Annotated in this window: 14 protein-coding genes; 9 read left to right on the top strand and 5 right to left on the bottom strand. The window is 71.5% G+C overall.

Features of this window, described 5'->3' with window-relative positions; genetic code table 11:
- Positions 1-948, top strand: a complete 948-nt coding sequence (locus E1295_RS07780; RefSeq protein WP_132628990.1) for a PLP-dependent cysteine synthase family protein — start codon at positions 1-3, stop codon at positions 946-948.
- Between the two features lie 151 nt (positions 949-1099).
- Here the strand turns inward: E1295_RS07780 and E1295_RS07775 are convergent, their stop codons facing one another.
- Positions 1100-2845, bottom strand: coding sequence for a DUF3352 domain-containing protein (locus E1295_RS07775; protein WP_246079903.1), 1746 nt, complete (start codon positions 2843-2845; stop codon positions 1100-1102).
- 274 nt (positions 2846-3119) lie between these two features.
- Between E1295_RS07775 and E1295_RS07770 the strand changes: the two genes are divergently transcribed.
- From E1295_RS07770 to E1295_RS07760, 3 genes are all read left to right on the top strand, one after another.
- Positions 3120-3911, top strand: coding sequence for a thioesterase family protein (locus E1295_RS07770; protein ID WP_132628989.1), 792 nt, complete (start codon positions 3120-3122; stop codon positions 3909-3911).
- Between the two features lie 123 nt (positions 3912-4034).
- Complete coding sequence (gene murI / locus E1295_RS07765; RefSeq protein WP_132628988.1) at positions 4035-4958, top strand: glutamate racemase; 924 nt, start codon at positions 4035-4037, stop codon at positions 4956-4958.
- Positions 4959-5187: 229 nt separating this feature from the next.
- Positions 5188-5940: an MBL fold metallo-hydrolase gene (locus E1295_RS07760; protein ID WP_132628987.1), complete on the top strand. Its 753-nt coding sequence runs from the start codon at positions 5188-5190 to the stop codon at positions 5938-5940.
- On the opposite strand, the gene E1295_RS07755 is transcribed toward E1295_RS07760, so the two are convergent.
- Entirely contained in the window at positions 5925-7163 is a 1239-nt protein-coding gene (locus E1295_RS07755) for an MFS transporter (protein ID WP_166427130.1), read from the bottom strand. The two genes, E1295_RS07760 and E1295_RS07755, sit on opposite strands and share 16 nt — an antisense overlap.
- 68 nt (positions 7164-7231) lie before the next feature.
- Between E1295_RS07755 and rph the strand changes: the two genes are divergently transcribed.
- The 5 genes from rph to E1295_RS07730 all read left to right on the top strand — a co-directional run bounded on the left by rph (position 7232) and on the right by E1295_RS07730 (position 11621).
- Complete coding sequence (rph, locus tag E1295_RS07750) at positions 7232-7951, top strand: ribonuclease PH (protein WP_132629096.1); 720 nt, start codon at positions 7232-7234, stop codon at positions 7949-7951.
- Positions 7948-8538: an RdgB/HAM1 family non-canonical purine NTP pyrophosphatase gene (rdgB, locus tag E1295_RS07745; RefSeq protein ID WP_132628985.1), complete on the top strand. Its 591-nt coding sequence runs from the start codon at positions 7948-7950 to the stop codon at positions 8536-8538. The genes rph and rdgB overlap by 4 nt, the downstream gene beginning before the upstream one ends.
- A gap of 46 nt (positions 8539-8584) precedes the next feature.
- Positions 8585-10312, top strand: coding sequence for a molybdopterin-dependent oxidoreductase (locus tag E1295_RS07740; RefSeq protein ID WP_246079902.1), 1728 nt, complete (start codon positions 8585-8587; stop codon positions 10310-10312).
- Positions 10313-10440: 128 nt separating this feature from the next.
- Entirely contained in the window at positions 10441-11355 is a 915-nt protein-coding gene (locus E1295_RS07735; RefSeq protein WP_132628984.1) for a toxin glutamine deamidase domain-containing protein, read from the top strand.
- Positions 11352-11621, top strand: coding sequence for a hypothetical protein (locus E1295_RS07730; RefSeq protein ID WP_132628983.1), 270 nt, complete (start codon positions 11352-11354; stop codon positions 11619-11621). Before E1295_RS07735 ends, E1295_RS07730 begins: the two co-directional genes overlap by 4 nt.
- An 18-nt stretch (positions 11622-11639) precedes the next feature.
- Here the strand turns inward: E1295_RS07730 and E1295_RS07725 are convergent, their stop codons facing one another.
- The 3 genes from E1295_RS07725 to E1295_RS07715 all read right to left on the bottom strand — a co-directional run bounded on the left by E1295_RS07725 (position 11640) and on the right by E1295_RS07715 (position 17560).
- Entirely contained in the window at positions 11640-13880 is a 2241-nt protein-coding gene (locus E1295_RS07725; RefSeq protein ID WP_132628982.1) for an alpha/beta fold hydrolase, read from the bottom strand.
- Positions 13877-14890 (bottom strand): ATP-binding cassette domain-containing protein, encoded by a 1014-nt coding sequence (locus E1295_RS07720; RefSeq protein WP_132628981.1) that lies wholly within the window; start codon positions 14888-14890, stop codon positions 13877-13879. Before E1295_RS07720 ends, E1295_RS07725 begins: the two co-directional genes overlap by 4 nt.
- Before the next feature lie 180 nt (positions 14891-15070).
- A complete protein-coding gene (locus E1295_RS07715; protein WP_132628980.1) occupies positions 15071-17560 on the bottom strand; it encodes an ABC transporter permease in 2490 nt (829 codons plus the stop codon).

Raw genomic sequence — 17560 nt, 5'->3', positions numbered from 1 at the left:
ATGCGTTTCGACTCGTTGATCGACTCGGTCGGGCGCACGCCTCTGGTGGGGCTGCCGAGGTTGTCCCCTTCCGCCGAGGTGCGGGTCTGGGCCAAGCTCGAAGACCGCAACCCGACCGGGTCGATCAAGGACCGTCCGGCGCTCTGGATGATCCAGGAGGCCGAGAAGGACGGACGGCTCACCCCCGGTTGCACCATTCTCGAACCCACCAGCGGCAACACCGGCATCTCGCTGGCCATGTCGGCCAAGCTCAAGGGCTACAACCTGATCTGCGTGATGCCGGAGAACACCTCGGAGGAGCGCCGCCAGCTGCTGCGCATGTGGGGTGCCGAGATCATCTCCTCGCCGGCCGCGGGCGGCTCCAACGAGGCCGTGCGCGTGGCCAAGGAACTGGCCGAGAAGAACCCGTCGTGGGTGATGCTCTACCAGTACGGCAACCCCGCCAACTGGCGCTCCCACTACGAGTCCACGGGCCCGGAGATCCTGGAGGACCTGCCCACCGTCACGCACTTCGTGGCCGGGCTCGGCACGACGGGCACGCTGATGGGGGTCGGGCGGTTTCTGCGCGAGCGCGTCCCGGACGTGCAGATCGTCGCCGCCGAGCCGCGCTATGGCGAGCTGGTCTACGGACTGCGCAACGTGGACGAGGGCTTCATCCCCGAGCTCTACGACGAGTCCGTGCTGACCACGCGCTTCTCGGTCGGCTCGGCCGACGCGCTGCGGCGCACCCGCGAGCTGCTGGCCGCCGAGGGCATCTTCGCCGGGGTGTCGACCGGGGCGGCGCTGCACGCGGCCCTGGGCGTGGCCAGGAAGGCGGTCAAGGCGGGCGAACGCGCCGACATCGTCTTCGTGGTGGCCGACGGCGGCTGGAAATACCTGTCCACGGGCGCGTACGAAGGCACGCTCGAAGAGGCGGAGGACCGCCTCGAAGGCCAGCTCTGGGCCTGACAGCCTCCCGCACCGAAGAACGGCCGCGAGGGGCGTCCGGTGCGCTGCATCACGGCACGAGACGCGTCCGGCGCGCTGACCGCAGCCGCGAGGGCGGCCGGTTCGTCGAACCGGCCGCCCTCGTCCCGTGTACGGCTGTCTCGCAACCCGTCTAGTTGACCAGCACCCGCAGCGAGAACGTCGCCGAGCTGTCGGTCATCGTCGTGCTCATGCCGACGGCCCTGAGCACCTGTGCGTTGGCCTTCTCGTCGCCCTGCATGGAGTTCAGGTACAGGCTCTCGATCTTGTCGAGGTCGACGAAGAGCGCCATGTTGGCCTCGTCCGGGTTGGCGATCGCCGTCTGGAACGTCTCCGAGTCGGCCAGCGTGCCCGTCTCGGCCAGCTTCTTGGCGTAGTCGTCCGTCGTCGCCACGGTGAAGACGCCGTCACCGGCGACCTTGGCGATCTGCGGAGCACCCTGCCCGCCGGAGGCCATCGCCTGCTGGATCTTGTCCAGGATGGCCTGGGCCTTGGCCGGGTCGGTGGCGATGCGCGCGCCGGCCTTGAACTGGTTGGTGCTCAGGCCCTCGCTGTCGAGCGCGAACGTGAAGTTCTTGCCGACGAGCGTCGCGAGGTCGCCCGGCAGCTCCAGACCGAAGCGGGTCTTGATCTGCGCGAGCATCTGCTGGACCTCGGTGGCGCCGGTGGCCGTGGCCTGCTTCTCGATGTTGGCCCAGTTCTTGGTGAGGACCTGGTCGAGGCCGGAGATCGACAGGGCGCCGGCCGTGCTCGCGGGCAGGACGCCCAGGTCGGCCGGGGGCAGTTCGCCCTCGGGGGTCATGCCCTTGGCGCCGTTGACGACGCCGGCCAGCTCGACGTAGGCGCTGTCGAAGCGGAGCGCGCCGGCGAACCTGGCGTCCTTGACCTGCTCGAGGCTCGCCGCCTGCTCGGGGGTCATCCCCTTCTTGGCCGCCTCGGCGAGGCTGCCGGCGTGGGCCCAGAACGACAACACGCCCTGCTCGCCGAGCGCGGCGAAGTCGTCGTTGAAGTCGGTGTTGTCGCCCAGGCTGCCTTCGGCCTGCGCGTACTTGTCGGCCAGCTCCTGCGTGGCGGAGAGGAGCGCGTAGTCCTCACGGAAGGCGATGCCGTACTTGTCGCCGTCCATCAGCTTGGCGATGCCGGCCTTGGCCTGCTCCTCGTCCGTGACCTGGACGGCCACGGCGAAGTCGGGCTCGTCCTTGCCGGAGGGGACGGCGGCGAAGCCGATCCTGCTGCCCAGCCACGGGTCGACGTCCTGGGCGAAGTCGACCTTGGAGTCGTCGCCCTTGGTGATGGTGTCGAACAGCGCCTTGCGCGGGTCCTCGCCGGAGAAGGTGTCCTTGGTGGCCGTGAACTTCCTGGCCAGCTGGAACAGCGCCACCTTCTGGTTGGCGGCCGGGTCGAGGTCGAGCCGGGCGTAGGCGATGCTGTCGGCGGGCAGCACCTCGTGCGGCTGCGTGCCGCCGCCGCCGATGGCGCCCACGGCCCACACGGCGCCGCCGCCGAGCAGCACCACGGCCAGCGCGGCCGCCACGGCGATGATCCACGTCTTGGGGCCCTTCTTGGGCTCCGCCGGGCCGACGCCGTCAGGGCCCTGCTGCTGCCAGCCGCCACCTTGCGCGTACTGGCCCTGCTGCTGCCAGCCCTGCTCCTGCTGCCAGCCCTGCTGGGGCTGCTGCTGTTGCCAGCCGCCCTGCTGCCACTGCTGCTGCGGTTGCTGCTGCCCGTACGGCTGCTGTGGCGGCGGCTGCTGGCCATAGCCCCCCTGAGCCTGCTGCCCGTACGGCTGCTGCTGCGGCGGCTGCTGGCCGTAGCCCCCCTGGCCCTGCTGGCCGTACGGCTGCTGCGGCGGGTACGGGCTGCCCGATGACGTCGGCATCGTCGGGGGGTGCTCCGGCTGCTGCCCCTGGTTCCAGTTGTATGCCGTGGTCCGGTCAGGATCCTGACCGGACGGGGGATTATTCACAGACATCACTCAACTCACAATGTGGACTTATGGCCACAGTGAAGGTAGCTGATGTCGGTAGACCACCGCTTGCAATGCGCTGAAGTACGGCTTCCCACCAGGAGCTCCATCCGTGGCGGTACGCCCGCTCGCCACCCGGCTACAGTAGGAAGCCACTAGAACTAAGTTCCAGACGAGGTGGGTGCGGATGACGAAGTTCGACGAGGCGACACAGGCGATCAGGGTCGACGACCACACCTATGACGTGTGCCTCGACCCGGGATACGGCATCGGCGGACCGCTCAACGGCGGCTACCTGCTGGCCGTGATCATGCGTGCGGCCGTGGAGGCCTCGCCGTTCGACCATCCGGTGACCACGAGCGCGCAGTTCCTGAAGGCGCCGGTCCCCGGCCCCGCCCAGGTCGTCATCGAACCGCTCAAGGCCGGCAGGACCGCCGCGTTCGCCAGGGCCATGCTCGTGCAGGACGGCGTGGCCCAGATCGCGAGCTCGGTCACGACCGCCACCCTGCACGGGGCCGAGCCGGTCTACGCCGGCGAACCGCCCTTCGCGATGCCTGGCATGGACGACTGCGTCCCGCTGCCCGACCCCAAGCCCGAGTCGGGCATGATGCTGAACGCCCAGATGGAGGTGCTGTTCGACCCGCCCACGATCGGCTGGCTGAAGGGCGAGCCCAGTGGCAGGCCGGAGTCGCGGGCCTACTTCAGGATGGCCGAGCCGCAGGACCCCGACCCGTACGTGCTGGCCCTGGCCGTGGACGCGCTGCCGCCCGTGGTGTTCTCCGCGGGCGCGCGCGGCTGGGCGCCGACCGTGGACCTCACCCTGCACCTGCGCGCCCTGCCCGCGCCCGGCTGGCTCACCGTGCTGTGCGGCGGCCGGCTCGTCTCGGACGGCTGGTTCGACGAGGAGGCGGAGGTGCGAGACTCGACCGGCAGGCTCGTGGCCCAGTCGCGCCAGCTGGCCCGCGTCGGCAGGGGATGAGGGTGTGGTGGCGGCCAAGGCGGCACCACATCACGACCAAGTTTCACAGATGAGCGAGCGCGGCGCGCGACTGTGAGCATTCTTACGCAGAGTTGATCGGGCAGGTCGCCTACCCTCGAAGGCGTGCCGGACGCGAGTATTGGGATCTTCGACAGCGGGGTCGGCGGCCTGACGGTCGCCCGCGCGATCATCGACCAGCTGCCCTGCGAGTCGATCACGTACGTGGCCGACACGGCCCGCCAGCCGTACGGGCCCAAGAGCATCGCGCAGGTCCGCGCCTACGCCCTGGAGGTGATGGACCACCTTGTCGAGCACGACGTCAAGATGCTCGTGATCGCGTGCAACAGCGCGAGCGCCGCCGTGCTGCGCGACGCCCGCGAGCGTTATGACGTGCCGGTGGTCGAGGTGATCCAGCCCGCCACCAGGCGGGCGGTGCGCGCCACCCGCACCGGCAGGGTCGGCGTGATCGCCACCCGGGCCACCATCGACTCGATGGCCTACCACGACGCCTTCACCGCGGCCCCCGACGTGCGGCTCACCGGCGTGGCCGCGCCACGCCTGGTGGAGTACGTCGAACGAGGGGAGACGATGAGCGATGAGCTCATCGAGGTCGTCCGCGACTACCTGGAGCCCATCAGGACCGCCGGGTGCGACACGCTCATCCTCGGCTGCACCCACTACCCGCTGCTCACCGGCGCCATCTCCTACGTCGTCGGCGACGGGGTGACGCTGGTCTCCAGCGCGGAGGAGACGGCCAAGGACGTCTACCGGATCCTGCACGACCGCGGTCTGGCGGCGGGAGGCGAGGCAACCCCCCGGCACCGCTTCCGCGCCACCGGCGACTCCCTGCTCTTCGCCCGGCTCGGGCAGCGCTTCCTGGGGCCGGAGATCGACGCGGTCGAAGTCGCCCCGCTGGGGGGCATCAGCTGGAACGGTCACTCGCCCGTTTCCGGGGCCTGGAACGGCGGCGGCCCGGCGAGGGAGCACACCGGGATCGAAGGGCCGAACCACGACGGGCGACGTCGTACGGGGAAGGAGCCCACGTGACCTCATCCCCACGGCCGAAATCCCCACGGCCGAGGCCGGGGGCCCCGCTGCACCGGCGACCGCACCCGTTCGCCCGCCGCACCGGGGTGCTTGGCCGGTGGCACCGGCAACGGTGCCGCTCGACGTCGTTCCGCCCGGACGGCGAACCGACGTGCACGGCGCCGCTCCGCGGCGTGTTCGCTCTCCTCCCCAGGGCCGAAGCCCGGGGTCCCCAGCGAAGGAGAAACCGATGAAGGTGACCATCGTCGGATGTTCGGGGAGCTACCCCGGCCCCGACAGCCCCGCGTCCTGCTACCTCATCGAGGCGGACGGGTTCAGGATGGTGCTCGACCTCGGCAGCGGCTCGCTCGGCGCGCTCCAGCGCCACATCGGCCTGTACGACGTGGACGCCGTCTGCCTGAGCCACCTGCACGCCGACCACTGCCTCGACGTCTGCGGCTATCACGTCGCCCGCACGTACGGCCCGGCGGCCCCCTACCCGCTGGTGCCTGTCTACGCGCCCGCGGACGCGCCGCGCCGGCTGGCGGCCGCGTACGGCATGCCGGACGAGCCCGGTCTTGAGACGGCGTTCGACTTCGTGCCCCTGGAGCCCGGCTCGTACGAGATCGGGCCGTTCACGGTCACCGCCGGCCTGGTCAACCACCCGGTCGAGGCGTACGGCTTCCGGGTGAGCGGCGGCGGCAGGTGCGTGGCCTACAGCGGCGACACCGGCGAGTCCAACGAGTTGGTGAAGCTGGCCGCGGGCGCCGACCTGCTGTTGTGCGAGGCGTCGTTCGTCGACCGTCCGAACCTGCCGTCCGGCTTGCACCTGACCGGCCGCCAGGCCGCCGAGCACGCCGCCATGGCCGACGTGGGCCGGCTCGTGCTCACCCACCTCGTCCCGTGGAACGACCAGGCGACGGTGCTCAGGGAAGCCTCGGAAGGCGGCTACGGCGGCCCGATCGAACTGGCCCGCAGCGGCGCCGTCTACGACCTGGCCTGAACCTCGCCGAAGTCGCGCATGCGGGGCAGCGGCGAGAACACCAACGGCAGGAACGCCAGCAGCCTGCCCCCCATGAACACCCATAAGGCCTGACGTACGCCGATCTGCTGGGCCACCAGGCCGCCGAGCAGCGCGCCCAGCGGCATCATGCCCCAGGTCATGAACCGCACGGAGGCGTTGACCCGGCCGAGCACGTGCTCGGGGGTCACGGTCTGCCGGTAGGTGACCTGCCCCACGTTCAGCAGGACCGAGCTCCACGACAGGCCGATCGAGGTGATCGCGAAGAACACCGCCCGCCAGTCGGGCTCCGTCATCGGCAGCAGCAGGCCGAAGGGCGAGCCGATGGTGACGGCCAGCCAGGTCATCCGCGCGGTGCCGTACTTCCTGGACAGCCAGCCGCCGGTCAGGCCGCCCATCAGGCCGCCGATGCCGCCCGACATGAGCAGCACGCCGATGAGGCCGGGCGTGAGCATGACCTCGTCGGCCAGGAACAACACCGACTGGCCGAGTACGGCGCTCACGAAGAGGTTCATGGCCGCCGACGTGATCACGAACGTGCGCATCAGGCTGTCCTGCCAGACGTAGGCGAGCCCTTCGCGGATGCCGGGTATCAGCGGTGTGGGCTCGGCGACGGCCGGCGGTTTGTCCGGCACCTTGATCCTGCTCAGGACGAGCACCGAGGCGAGCGCGCCGAGCGCCGTCGCGACCAGCGTGCGCGAGGCCCCCAGCAGTTGCACGAGCGCGCCGCCGAGGGCGGGCCCCGACAACGACCCGCTGGAGCGTACGAGCTCCAGCTTGGAGTTGGCGTCGGCGAGCTGCCCGGTGCTGATGAGATCGGGCAGGTACGTGCGGTCGGCCACGTCGTTGAAGACCTGTGCCGTGCCCGCCAGCAGCGCCACCAGGAACATCATCTCGATGCTCAGCACGCCCAGCTCGGCCGCGACGGGAATGCTGCCCAGCAGCAGGAACCTGGCCAGGTCGGAGACCATGAGCACGCGGCGTCTTCGCATCCGGTCGACCCACACCCCCGCGGGCAGGCCGATCAGGAGCAGCGCCGTCGTCTGCAGCGCCGACAGCAGGCCGACCTCTGTGGGGCCGGCGTGCAATACCAGCACGGCCACCAGCGGCAGCGCCACTCGCGAGATATTCGCGCCGAGTTCGTTGGCGACGTGAGAACTGAGGAACCGTAGGAAGTCAGGGTTTCGCAACACCCCCGTTGTCATTGCGTAAGGATCCATGTGTCGGACACATTTGGTCAAGAGTGATGTGGCGCGGAGATAGGGTGATCTGCATGTCGCGACAGGATGGCCGCCGCCCTGACCAGCTTCGTCCCATAACCATCACGAGGCAATGGCTCACCCATGCCGAAGGATCCGTGCTCGTCGAATTCGGCGGCACCAGGGTGTTGTGCGCGGCCTCCGTCCAGGACAGCGTGCCCCGGTGGCGGCGCGGCAGCGGCCAGGGATGGGTTACGGCCGAATATGCCATGTTGCCCCGCGCGACCAATACTCGTAACGATCGTGAATCGGTTCGGGGAAAAATTGGTGGCAGGACCCACGAGATTTCGCGGTTGATCGGCCGTTCGCTGCGCGCCTGCGTCGATTACAAAGCGTTGGGGGAAAACTCCATTCTGCTCGACTGTGACGTCCTGCAGGCCGACGGCGGCACCCGCACCGCCGCCATCACCGGCGCCTACGTCGCGCTGGCGGACGCGGTGGCGTGGATGCGCGGGCGCAAGATGTGCCCGGGCGACCCGCTGATCGGCTCCGTCGCGGCCGTGTCCGTCGGCGTGGTCGGCTCGGTGCCGATGCTCGACCTCTGCTACACCGAGGACGTCGCCGCCGAGACCGACATGAACGTCGTGATGACCGGCGAGGGCAGCTTCGTCGAGGTGCAGGGCACCGCGGAGGGCGCGCCGTTCGACCGTGCGGCGCTCGACCGGCTGCTCGACCTCGCCGTGCAGGGGTGCGAGGAGCTCACGCTCGTCCAGCGGGAGGCTCTGGAGTCATGAAGATCGTGCTGGCCACCCGCAACGCGGGGAAGATCGCGGAGCTGCGCCGCATCCTGGCCGGGTTCGAGATCGTCGGGTTGGAGGAGTTCCCCGAGATCGGCGAGGTCGCCGAGACCGGCGTCACGTTCGAGGAGAACGCCCTGCTCAAGGCGCACGCCGTCGCCCAGGGTTCCGGGCTGCCCGCGGTCGCCGACGACTCGGGGCTCTGCGTCGACGTGCTCAACGGCATGCCCGGCGTCTTCTCCGCCCGCTGGTCGGGCCGGCACGGCGACGACCAGGCCAACCTCGACCTGCTGCTGGCCCAGCTGTCCGACGTGCCCGCCGGCCGGCTGGCCGCCCACTTCACCTGCAGCGCCGCGCTGGCCCTGCCGTCGGGGGAGTCGCGGGTGGTCGAGGGCGTCCTGCCGGGCAGGCTCGTCAAGACCCCGCGCGGCACCAACGGGTTCGGTTACGACCCGATCCTGGTGCCCGACGGCTACGACCGCACGACGGCGGAGATGTCGCCCGACGAGAAAGACGCGATCAGCCACCGGGGACGGGCCTTCCGCGCGCTGACGCCGATCGTGCGCGAGTTGCTCGGCTCGTAACCACCGCGTAAGAACCGCGGGGCAGGGGTCGGCGTACCGTCGAGATGTGCAGAGTGAATCGGTGGTGCCCGCCTGGGCCAGGGCGTTGCTGGGGCTGGTCGCCGGATGCGCGGCTCTTGCGACGGCGCAGCTGGTGTCCGCGTTCGTCGGGCCTGAGACCTTTCCCGTGCTCGCCGTGGGCGATGCGACGGTCGACCTGACGCCCGCGCCGGTCAAGGATTTCGCGATCCGGACGTTCGGCGAGAGCGACAAGGCTGTCCTCGTCGGTGGTGTGCTGGTGGTGGTGCTGTTCGGGATCGCGCCGCTCATCGGGATGCTGGCCCTGCGCCGGCTCACCTACGGCTTCGCGGGGCTGGCCGCGTTCGGCGTGGTGGGCCTGCTGGCGGTGCTGACCCGGCCGGAGGCGGGGCTGCTGGACGCGCTCCCGACCCTGGCCGGCGTGGGCGTGGGCGCCTGGGTGCTGGCCTGGCTCGTAGGGCGGGTGGCCGGGGACGGCGGCCCCGCCCAGGGGATCGGCGCCCGCCCGCCCCTGCGCCCCGTCGAGGCCGGCGCGCCGGCGAGCTCCTCCACGGGCGCCCAGGGGAGCGGTGCGCGCAGCACTGAGGAGGGCGCCTCGGCGAGCGGCACCGGGAGCGGGGCCGCTCGTGACGGCGGCGGGGATGTCGTGGAGCGGCCCGCCGTGATGTGGGTCGCGGGGCAGCCGCGGGTGTTCGACCGGCGGCGGTTGCTGACCGGCGCGGCCGGCGGCGTGGCCGCGGCCGGGGCCGTCTACCTGCTCGGGCAGACACTCGGCGGCAGGCAGAGCGTCGGCGTCGCGCGGGCCGGGGTGGCGCTGCCCGGACCCGCGACCCCCGCGAAGCCGATCCCGGCCGGCGCGGATCTGCGCATCGGCGGGCTGTCGCCGTTCGTCACGCCCAACAAGGACTTCTACCGGGTCGACACCGCGCTCATCGTCCCCCAGGTCAACCCGGACGACTGGACGTTGCGCATCCACGGCATGGTCGACCGGCCCGTCGAGATCACGTACGCCGACCTGCTGAGGATGCCGCTCACCGAGGCGGACGTCACGCTCACCTGCGTCTCCAACGAGGTCGGCGGTCCGCTGGCCGGCAACGCCCGGTGGCTGGGCGTGCGCATGGCCGACCTGCTGCGCCGGGCCGGGCTCCAGCCCGGCGCCGACATGCTGCTGTCCACCTCCGCCGACGGCTTCACCTGCGGCACCCCGGTGGACGTGGTGATGGACGGGCGCGACGCGCTGTTCGCGGTCGCGATGAACGGCGAGGTGCTCCCCGTCGACCACGGCTTCCCCGTGCGCCAGGTGGTGCCGGGCCTGTACGGGTACGTCTCGGCCACCAAGTGGGTCGTGGACATCAAGGTGACCCGCTTCGACCAGGATCAGGCGTACTGGACGCCCCGGGGCTGGTCGGCCAAGGGCCCGATCAAGACGCAGTCGCGCATCGACGTCCCGAAGGTCGGAGACACGCTGAAGCCGGGGCGCAACACGGTCGCCGGGGTGGCGTGGGCGCAGCACAAGGGGGTGGACGCCGTGGAGGTGCGCTTCGACGGCGGGGAGTGGGCGCAGGCGAAGCTGGCCGAGGTGCCCGGGCCCGACACCTGGCGGCAGTGGTCGATCGACTGGGACGCCAAACCGGGCGAGCACCGTATCGAGGTGCGCGCGACGGACGCGTCCGGCTACACCCAGACCGACCAGCTCGCGCCGTCGGCCCCTGACGGTGCGACGGGCTGGCACACGATCACGGTGAACGTCGTCTGATCCCTGTCATGGTTTGCTCTGTTTGCCCAGGTAGAGAGGGGAACTCTGGCGGTCAATCTGCCTGACTTCACCTCCCTGGCACGGCGACGCCTCTACGATCGGTCGTCGAGCATGACAGGAGGCAGGCCGTGTTCCGCGAGCGCAAGCCGAGTGTCCGGTGGGTCCTCCCAGATGGGCGTTACGACCCTGTGGTGGCCGAAGGGGCGCGATGGCTCGACTACGAGCGGGCCGCCGAGGCGCCCCCCGACAGTGGCTCCGCCCCGGCGAACCGGGCCGCCTCGGTGCGCGAACACTCCACCGCCGACCCCGCGGAGCGCACCGGACGCGCCGATCCCTGGGAGTGGCCGGCCCACGAGGAGGAAACGCATGGCGGGAAGCCGGAGCAGTGGGTGGGGGAGGCGGAGGCTCCCGAGCCGGTCGAGCGTGACTGGTTCGACGGACCGCGGCGGCCGCCCAGGCTGGCCGACTCCCGTCCGTACGGCGTGCCCGGCGGGCTGGCCCGGCCGGACCCGCAGGTCGAGCGGGACCTCGCCGAGTCGATCGCGCCGGGCACCCGCTTCCCCGACCCGCGCGGCACCTGGGTGCGGCTGATCAACGGCGGCGGGCCCGCCGACGACCCGTTCCGGGCCTCCAACGCCGCCGACTGCGCGCTGGCCGTGTTGTCCACCTGGCACGGCGAGCCCGCGACGGCCGCGCCGCGGCTGCCCGAGTACGACAGGATCGGCCGGCCGGTGCTGACCGGCGAGCGGGGCGGCACGGCCAGGATCGAGCGGTGGGCGGGCCACCGCCTGCAGTACGCCGGGCAGGGGCGGCACGCCTACCCGCTGATCGCCCGGCGGCTGCTCGACGCCGGGCACGGGGCCGGCGCCGTCATCGTGGTGCGCTGGCCCGGCGGCGGCTCCCACGCCTGGAACGCGGTCAACGCCGACGGCGAGGTGATCTGGATCGACGCGCAGCGGGGGCACATGTCCGTCGAGCCGCCCTACACGACGGTGACCGGGGTGTTCTGCCTGATGCTCGACCGGCAGGGGCATCCGCGATGAACCTGGACCAGGCCAGGTCGCTGGCGGAGGAGTACTTCAACGGGGTGCTCCCGCCCGATGAGGCGCTGCCGGTGGGGGTGTACAAGTTCGACGCGGGTTATGTCGCCTGGGTGCGGGATCTCGAACCCGACGACCCGGCCAGGCTGCCGGACGTCGTGGGCGGCGGGTGCATCGTGATCGACCGGGCCACGGGCGAGGTGGTGGCCCGGCCGCTCCTCGACCCCGAGACGGTGGCCGAGTTGTGGCCGGGCCGCACACCCCGCTGAACCGTTGCCGGCCGGCCGTCAGGTGACGGTCTTGGGACACACGGTGCCTTGTGCGGGCAGGCGCAGGCTGATCAGATAGCGGTTGACGTGGCCGATGATGCAGGAGTTGCCGGCGTTGTAGAGGCCGTGGCCGTGTCCCAGGTACTGGACCGCTGCCGAGCCCGGTACCCGCCGTACGATGTTCGCGCTCCTGCCGTAGTCCGTCCAGGAGCCGACACCCAGATAGGGCGGCAGCTCCTCGGCAGGCAGTGGCCCGGGCGGGTTGGTGACGGGGGTCGGCCAGCCGACACAACCGAGCGGGTGCCAGAGCTCGGTCCCGGCGAGGTTGGGCAGCAGGCGCTCACCTTCGCGGCGCCTCTTCCGGTATTCCTCGTAGTCGCGGAACACGATGCCGTCGAGGCAGTGGACCATGTTCATCCCCGTGGACGAGGGCACCTTCGGGCTTTTCCTGGCCTGCCGGACGTAGTCGGCGAACCCCGAGGCGTCACCGTCGACGGCCCGCTTGATCGCCTCTGCAAGCTCCGTCCACCGGGAAAGTTCGGGCTCCTCACCTGGCGAGATGATGCTGGGGGCGGCGGCCTCCTTGATGTCGAACCCGCTGTAGGCGACCGCCGGCCATTCGCCTCTGACCGGCACCGGGACCCGGTCGGCCCGCGCCACCAGCGCCCTCCAGACCTCGCCGACGTCCTGGCCGTGCAGCGCGCAGGTGGTGCTCGCCGCGCACCAGGCGGCGAAGCGGGCGAAGGACTTCTCCTGGGGGAGCCAGCTCTGCGCACGGTCCTCGTACGGGCTGACCGAGCCGTCGAACACCATCGCGCGCACCCGCCCGGGGAACAGCCGGGAGTATTCGATCCCGGGTCTGCCGCCGTAGGAGTTGGCGATGAAGCTCAGCTTCTCCTCTCCCAGAGCGACGCGGATCGCCTCCATGTCACGCGCCACGGAGGCGGAGTCCATGTGGTCGAAGAACTCGGGGTCGGCGCTGCGGCATCGCTCCGCCGCCGCCCGGTTGCGCCTGCCCAGCTCGGCGTACTCGGCGCGGGTGTCGGGCAAGGCGATCCACGGGCCGGAGAAGAGGCAGTCGAAGGACAGCACGCCCTTGTCGACGGTGTTGCGGGGCTCGACGCTGACCACGTCGAACCGATCGCGCAGTTCGGCGAAGCTGCCCGCGTTCTTGCTCAGGTCCTCCACGCCCGAGCCGCCCGGTCCGCCGGGGATCGCGAACACCGTGCCCATCCTGCGTTGGGCGCCGGTGGCCGGGAGCAGGCCGACGGTCAGGTCGATCTTCCGTCCGGACGGCTGGGCCCAGTTCACGGGCACCTCGACCGAGGCGCAGCGCATCTCCTTGACGAGGGTCTTGTCCGCGCAAACCGCCCAGGCGAGCCTCGATGAGGGGCCCGGCGTACTCGCCGCGGCGGCAGGCACAGCCGAGACCAGGACGGCCGCGGCAGCGCCGATCGCCAGCACCTTGATCCGGCGCCCGGCCATCGTGATCATCGTGGCGCCCGCGGTCAGCGCGGCGAGCACGTACGCGACCAGCAGTCCCGCCGCCGCGGCGGGAGGCAGGATCCCGCCCCCGACGCCCGCGATCTGGAGCGGCAGGTTCTCGATCATGAAGGAGCCGGCCGGCGCGCGCAGCGGCATGGGCAGCGTCTTGGCCACCACCGGCAGCACCACGATGAGCACGGTCAGCACGACCAGCGCGCCCGGGGTGGAGCGGACGGCGGCCCCGACGCCGAGCCCGATCAGCGCGACCGCGGCCATCGACAGCCCGGCGACGACCACAGAGGTGAGCACGCCCGGCTCTGACAGCGGCGTGCCCAGCGTCACCCCTTCGCGGAGCAGTTGCCCGGCCCGGTCGCCGAGCGCCGTCATGGAGGCCGCGTGCATGACGAACGCCAGAACCTGACCGGCCACCAGCGCGACAGCGGCCAGGCCGGGAATCTTGGCCAGCAGGAGAACCCGCCTGCGGGGCACGGCCACCAGGCTCGTCTGGATCATCCCGGTGCTGTGCTCCGAGGTGATCGCCAGCGCGCCCAGCACGGCGAAGACGAAGTAGGCGACCGCGATGCCGTTGCCGAGGCCGTCCCCGTTGCCGGGGAAGGCCATCTTCTCGTCCAGCGTCTGGCCATCGAACCCGCGGCCGATCATGAACGCGATCCCGGCGCAGGCGATGACGGCCGCCACCGAGCAGGCCAGCACGTAGACGTTCGAGCGGAGTGTGCGGAGCTTCATCCACTCGGAAGCGATGACGTCGATCATCGCACGGCCTCCTTCTGAGCGGTCCCGCTCTCGCTCCTGTACTCGGTGCTGTCCTCCGTGAGCCGCATGAACGCCTCCTCCAGGGACGCGGCGCGCGGCGTCAGCTCCTCCAGCGCGATCCCCTGGGACAGCGCCAGTACGCCGATCTCGGACGCGTCAAGGCCATGGACGGACAGGGCAGCGGGCCGGGCACCGGACTGGGCACCGGACTGGGCAGCGGGCTGGGCAGCGGGCTGGGCTGCGGGCTGGGCAGCGGGCTGGGCGCCGTCGTCCTCGGTCACCACCGTCGCGCCGTGCGCGCGCATGATGGCGGTGAGCCGCTCCGGGTGACGCGTGCGGACCAGCACGTCGCCCTGGAAGTGCGCGGCCAGGGCGTTCATGGCGGCGTCAGCGATCAGCCGGCCGCGTCCGATGACGATGACGTGGTCGGCAGTGAGCGCCATCTCGTTCATCAGGTGGCTGGACAGCAGCACGGTACGGCCCTCGTCCGCCAGCGAACGCAGCAGGCCGCGGAGCCAGCGGATGCCCTCAGGGTCCAGTCCGTTCAGCGGCTCGTCGAACATCAGCACCGCCGGATCTCCGAGCAGCGCCGCCGCCATGCCCAGCCGCTGCTTCATGCCGAGGGAGAACCCGCCGATCCTCTTGCCGGCGACGTCCGTCAGGCCGACCTGATCGAGGACGGCGGTCACGCGAGCCCGGTCGATGCCGTTGCTGCGCGCCAGGCAGCCGAGATGGTCGCGGGCCGACCGGCCGCCGTGCACGGCCCCGGCGTCCAGCAGCGCCCCCATCGTGCGCATGGGCCGGCGCAGCGACGCGTACGGTCGCCCGTCGACCAGCGCCTCACCCGAAGCGGGGACCTCCAGCCCGAGTACGGCCCGCATGGTCGTGGACTTGCCGGCGCCGTTCGGTCCGAGGAATCCGGTCACCAGCCCCGGTTTCACCGTGCAGGTCAGGTCGTCGACGGCGAGCGTGCGGCCGTACCGCACGCTCAGTCCCCTCACTTCGATCACGTCGCGCTCTCCTTGGCTTGCCGGGCACGATCGGCACGTTCCGATCGGACCCGTCCAGCTTCGCGGCCAGGAAGGCCGGCCTCGATGGAAGCCGGCCCACCTCGCGGGGTAGGAAATCGCCACTTGAGAGGTGGACCCAGCACTACCGCCCGTGCGTGACCAGGCGTCGAAAGCCCTGGGTCAGCCGGCGGCGAGTGCCCCGATGATCGACGCCCGTGCGGCGCGGCGGGCCGGCAGCACGGCGGCCAGCACCCCGGCGACGCCGGAGAGCGCCACGAACAGCGCGATCTGTCCCACCGGCACCGAGAACAGGGCGCCGTCCAGCATGGCCATGATCGCGGCCCAGCCGAAGACGCCGCCGAGCACGACCCCCACCAGCGCCCCGATCAGCCCGAGCACCAGAGCCTCGACCGACAACATCGCGCGCAGTTGCCGCCGCGTCAGGCCCAACGCCCGCAGCAGCGCCGACTCCCTGGTGCGCTCGTGCACCGACAGCGAGAGCGTGTTGGCGATGCCCAGCAGCGAGATCAGGATGGCCAGCCCCAGCAGCCCTGTGATGATCATGAGGAGCATGTCGAGCGTCTCGTCGAACTGGCCGCGGGTCTCCGTCGCGCTCGACACCTTCACGCTCGGATAGGGCGCCGCGGCCGCGTCGACGACCTCGCGCGCCCGTTCGGGCGGTACGCCGTCCGCGATGCGGATCAGCAGCCGCGCGTCGGGCACCGCGCCGAAGTACGTCTCGAAGGCCGCCTCCGGAACGGTGACCGGCGGCAGCGTCCCCTGGTTCCCGTCGAGCAGGGCGACCACCTTGAGCGGCACCGTCCCGGCCCGCCCGGTCCGGAGCCGCACCGAGTCGCCGACCTGGACGCCCAGTCTCCCGGCGTCATCGTCCCGCAGCGCGACCTGGCCAGGACGGAAGCCCGCCATGGAACCGGCGGTCACGTACGGCTCGACGGGCCCCCGGAAGGTGCCGGCGAACACCTGCCGGCCGCCGATCGTGGCGTCCGCCTGCCGGATCTGCACCACGGAGGCCAGCTCCGGCGCGTTCCGGAGGCGCTCGGCGACGGATCTCGGGATGACGGAGTCACGCTCCTGGTCCATCAGGACGTAGTCGACGGGAAACTGCGCGTCGAGCTTGGCCGTCATCGTCACCCGGGTGGACGCGGTGACCACCGAGATCAGCGTCATGAGCGTCACCCCGATCGTCAACGCGACGGTGGTGGTCGCGGCCCGCTTGGGGTTGCGCCCGGAGTTGCCGACGGCCAGACGGCCCGGCACCCCGAACATCCTGCCGGGGATCCAGCCGACCAGCGCGCTCAGCGGCCTGACGAGCACCGGCCCGAGGATCAGCACGGCCAGGAACGTCAGCGCGCCCCCGGCCATCACGGCGAGCAGCGACTCCTCCCGGCCGGGTTCGAGCACGAACACGCCGACGGCGGTGACGCAGGCCCCGGCCACGAGGAAGAGGGCGGCGAACAGCCCGCGCAGCAGGCCCGCGCGGAACGTCTGTTCCCCGGCCTGGGTGCGCAGCGCGGCGACCGGCGGGACGCGGGTGGCGGACCTGGCGGGCAGCAGGGCCGCGCACACCGTGACCACCAGGCCCACGGCCATCCCGGTGGCGATCGTGACGGGGGAGAGCGTGGCGCCGGCGTCGGTGGGCAGCGGGGCGTCGACCGCGCCGAGCACCGCCAGCGCGAGCCTGGCCAGGCCGTACCCGAGCAGCAGGCCGAGCGCCGAGGCGAGCACGCCCACGACGGCCGACTCCAGCAGGATCGAGCCGAACACCTGCCCTCGCGTGGCGCCGATGCACCGCAGCAGCGCCATCTCCCTGGTGCGCTGGGCGACGAGGATGGTGAAGGTGTTGTAGATGACCAGGGCGGCCACCATCATGGCCACGACGCCGAACAGCAGCAGGCCGAGCGTGAACATCCGCGTCTCCACCCCGGCCGCGCTCGCCAGGTCGGAGGCCAGCTCGTCGCCGGTCTTGACGGTGTACGCCTCGCCGAGGGCCGCCGCGACGGCCTGCTTCAGTCCTGGGGCGGTGCCGGCGACGTCGATCTCGCGGTACCCCTCGAGGTCCGTCATGCGCTTCGCGGTGGCCGTGGTGAAGCCGACCGCGCCGGTGAACGAGAGCTCCTGGTCGACGCCGGTGTCGAGGAGACCGACGAGCCTGAACCGGTGCTCGGCCTTGCCGGCGTCGAGCACGGTGATGGTGTCGCCGAGCCGGAAGCCCTGCGCCTTGGCGGTGTTGTCGTCGAGCACGGCGGCCCGGTCGTCGGTGCCCGGTCCGGTGCCGGCGACGATGTCGGCGCGGTCGAGCGGGCCGGTGACGATCGAGACGGCCGTGGTGGGGAGGTTCCCGACGGTCTTGCCGTCCTTGCCGATCAGCGGCGCGGCGCCGCGTACGAGGCCCTGCGCCTCCGTCACGCCGTCCAGGGCGCGGATGCGCTCCAGCACCCGCTCGGACAGCACGGCGTCGGCGCCCTTGGGCAGGACGGCGACGTCCACCTTGCCCGCGTCGGCGGTGACCCGCTGGGCGAAACCCGCCTGTACGGTGTCGTTCAGCACGAACGTGCCCGCGATGAACCCCACGCCCAGCATGATCGCCAGCGAGGTGAGCAGCAGCCGGAAGGTGTGGGCGCGCAGCCCGGCCAGAGCGGTCCTCAGCAC

It is taken from the genome of Nonomuraea mesophila (assembly GCF_004352805.1).
In the GTDB taxonomy this organism is placed as follows: domain Bacteria; phylum Actinomycetota; class Actinomycetes; order Streptosporangiales; family Streptosporangiaceae; genus Nonomuraea; species Nonomuraea longispora.
This window is presented reverse-complemented; position numbering and strand designations above follow the sequence as displayed.

What these genes read in the sequence shown, in the direction of transcription:
- E1295_RS07780 (WP_132628990.1), top strand. Translation starts at nt 1, where the DNA reads ATGCGTTTCGACTCGTTGATCGACTCGGTCGGGCGCACGCCTCTGGTG.
- E1295_RS07775 (WP_246079903.1), bottom strand. Translation starts at nt 2,845, where the DNA reads ATGCCGACGTCATCGGGCAGCCCGTACCCGCCGCAGCAGCCGTACGGC.
- E1295_RS07770 (WP_132628989.1), top strand. Translation starts at nt 3,120, where the DNA reads ATGACGAAGTTCGACGAGGCGACACAGGCGATCAGGGTCGACGACCAC.
- E1295_RS07760 (WP_132628987.1), top strand. Translation starts at nt 5,188, where the DNA reads ATGAAGGTGACCATCGTCGGATGTTCGGGGAGCTACCCCGGCCCCGAC.
- E1295_RS07755 (WP_166427130.1), bottom strand. Translation starts at nt 7,163, where the DNA reads ATGACAACGGGGGTGTTGCGAAACCCTGACTTCCTACGGTTCCTCAGT.
- rph (WP_132629096.1), top strand. Translation starts at nt 7,232, where the DNA reads ATGTCGCGACAGGATGGCCGCCGCCCTGACCAGCTTCGTCCCATAACC.
- rdgB (WP_132628985.1), top strand. Translation starts at nt 7,948, where the DNA reads ATGAAGATCGTGCTGGCCACCCGCAACGCGGGGAAGATCGCGGAGCTG.
- E1295_RS07730 (WP_132628983.1), top strand. Translation starts at nt 11,352, where the DNA reads ATGAACCTGGACCAGGCCAGGTCGCTGGCGGAGGAGTACTTCAACGGG.
- E1295_RS07725 (WP_132628982.1), bottom strand. Translation starts at nt 13,880, where the DNA reads ATGATCGACGTCATCGCTTCCGAGTGGATGAAGCTCCGCACACTCCGC.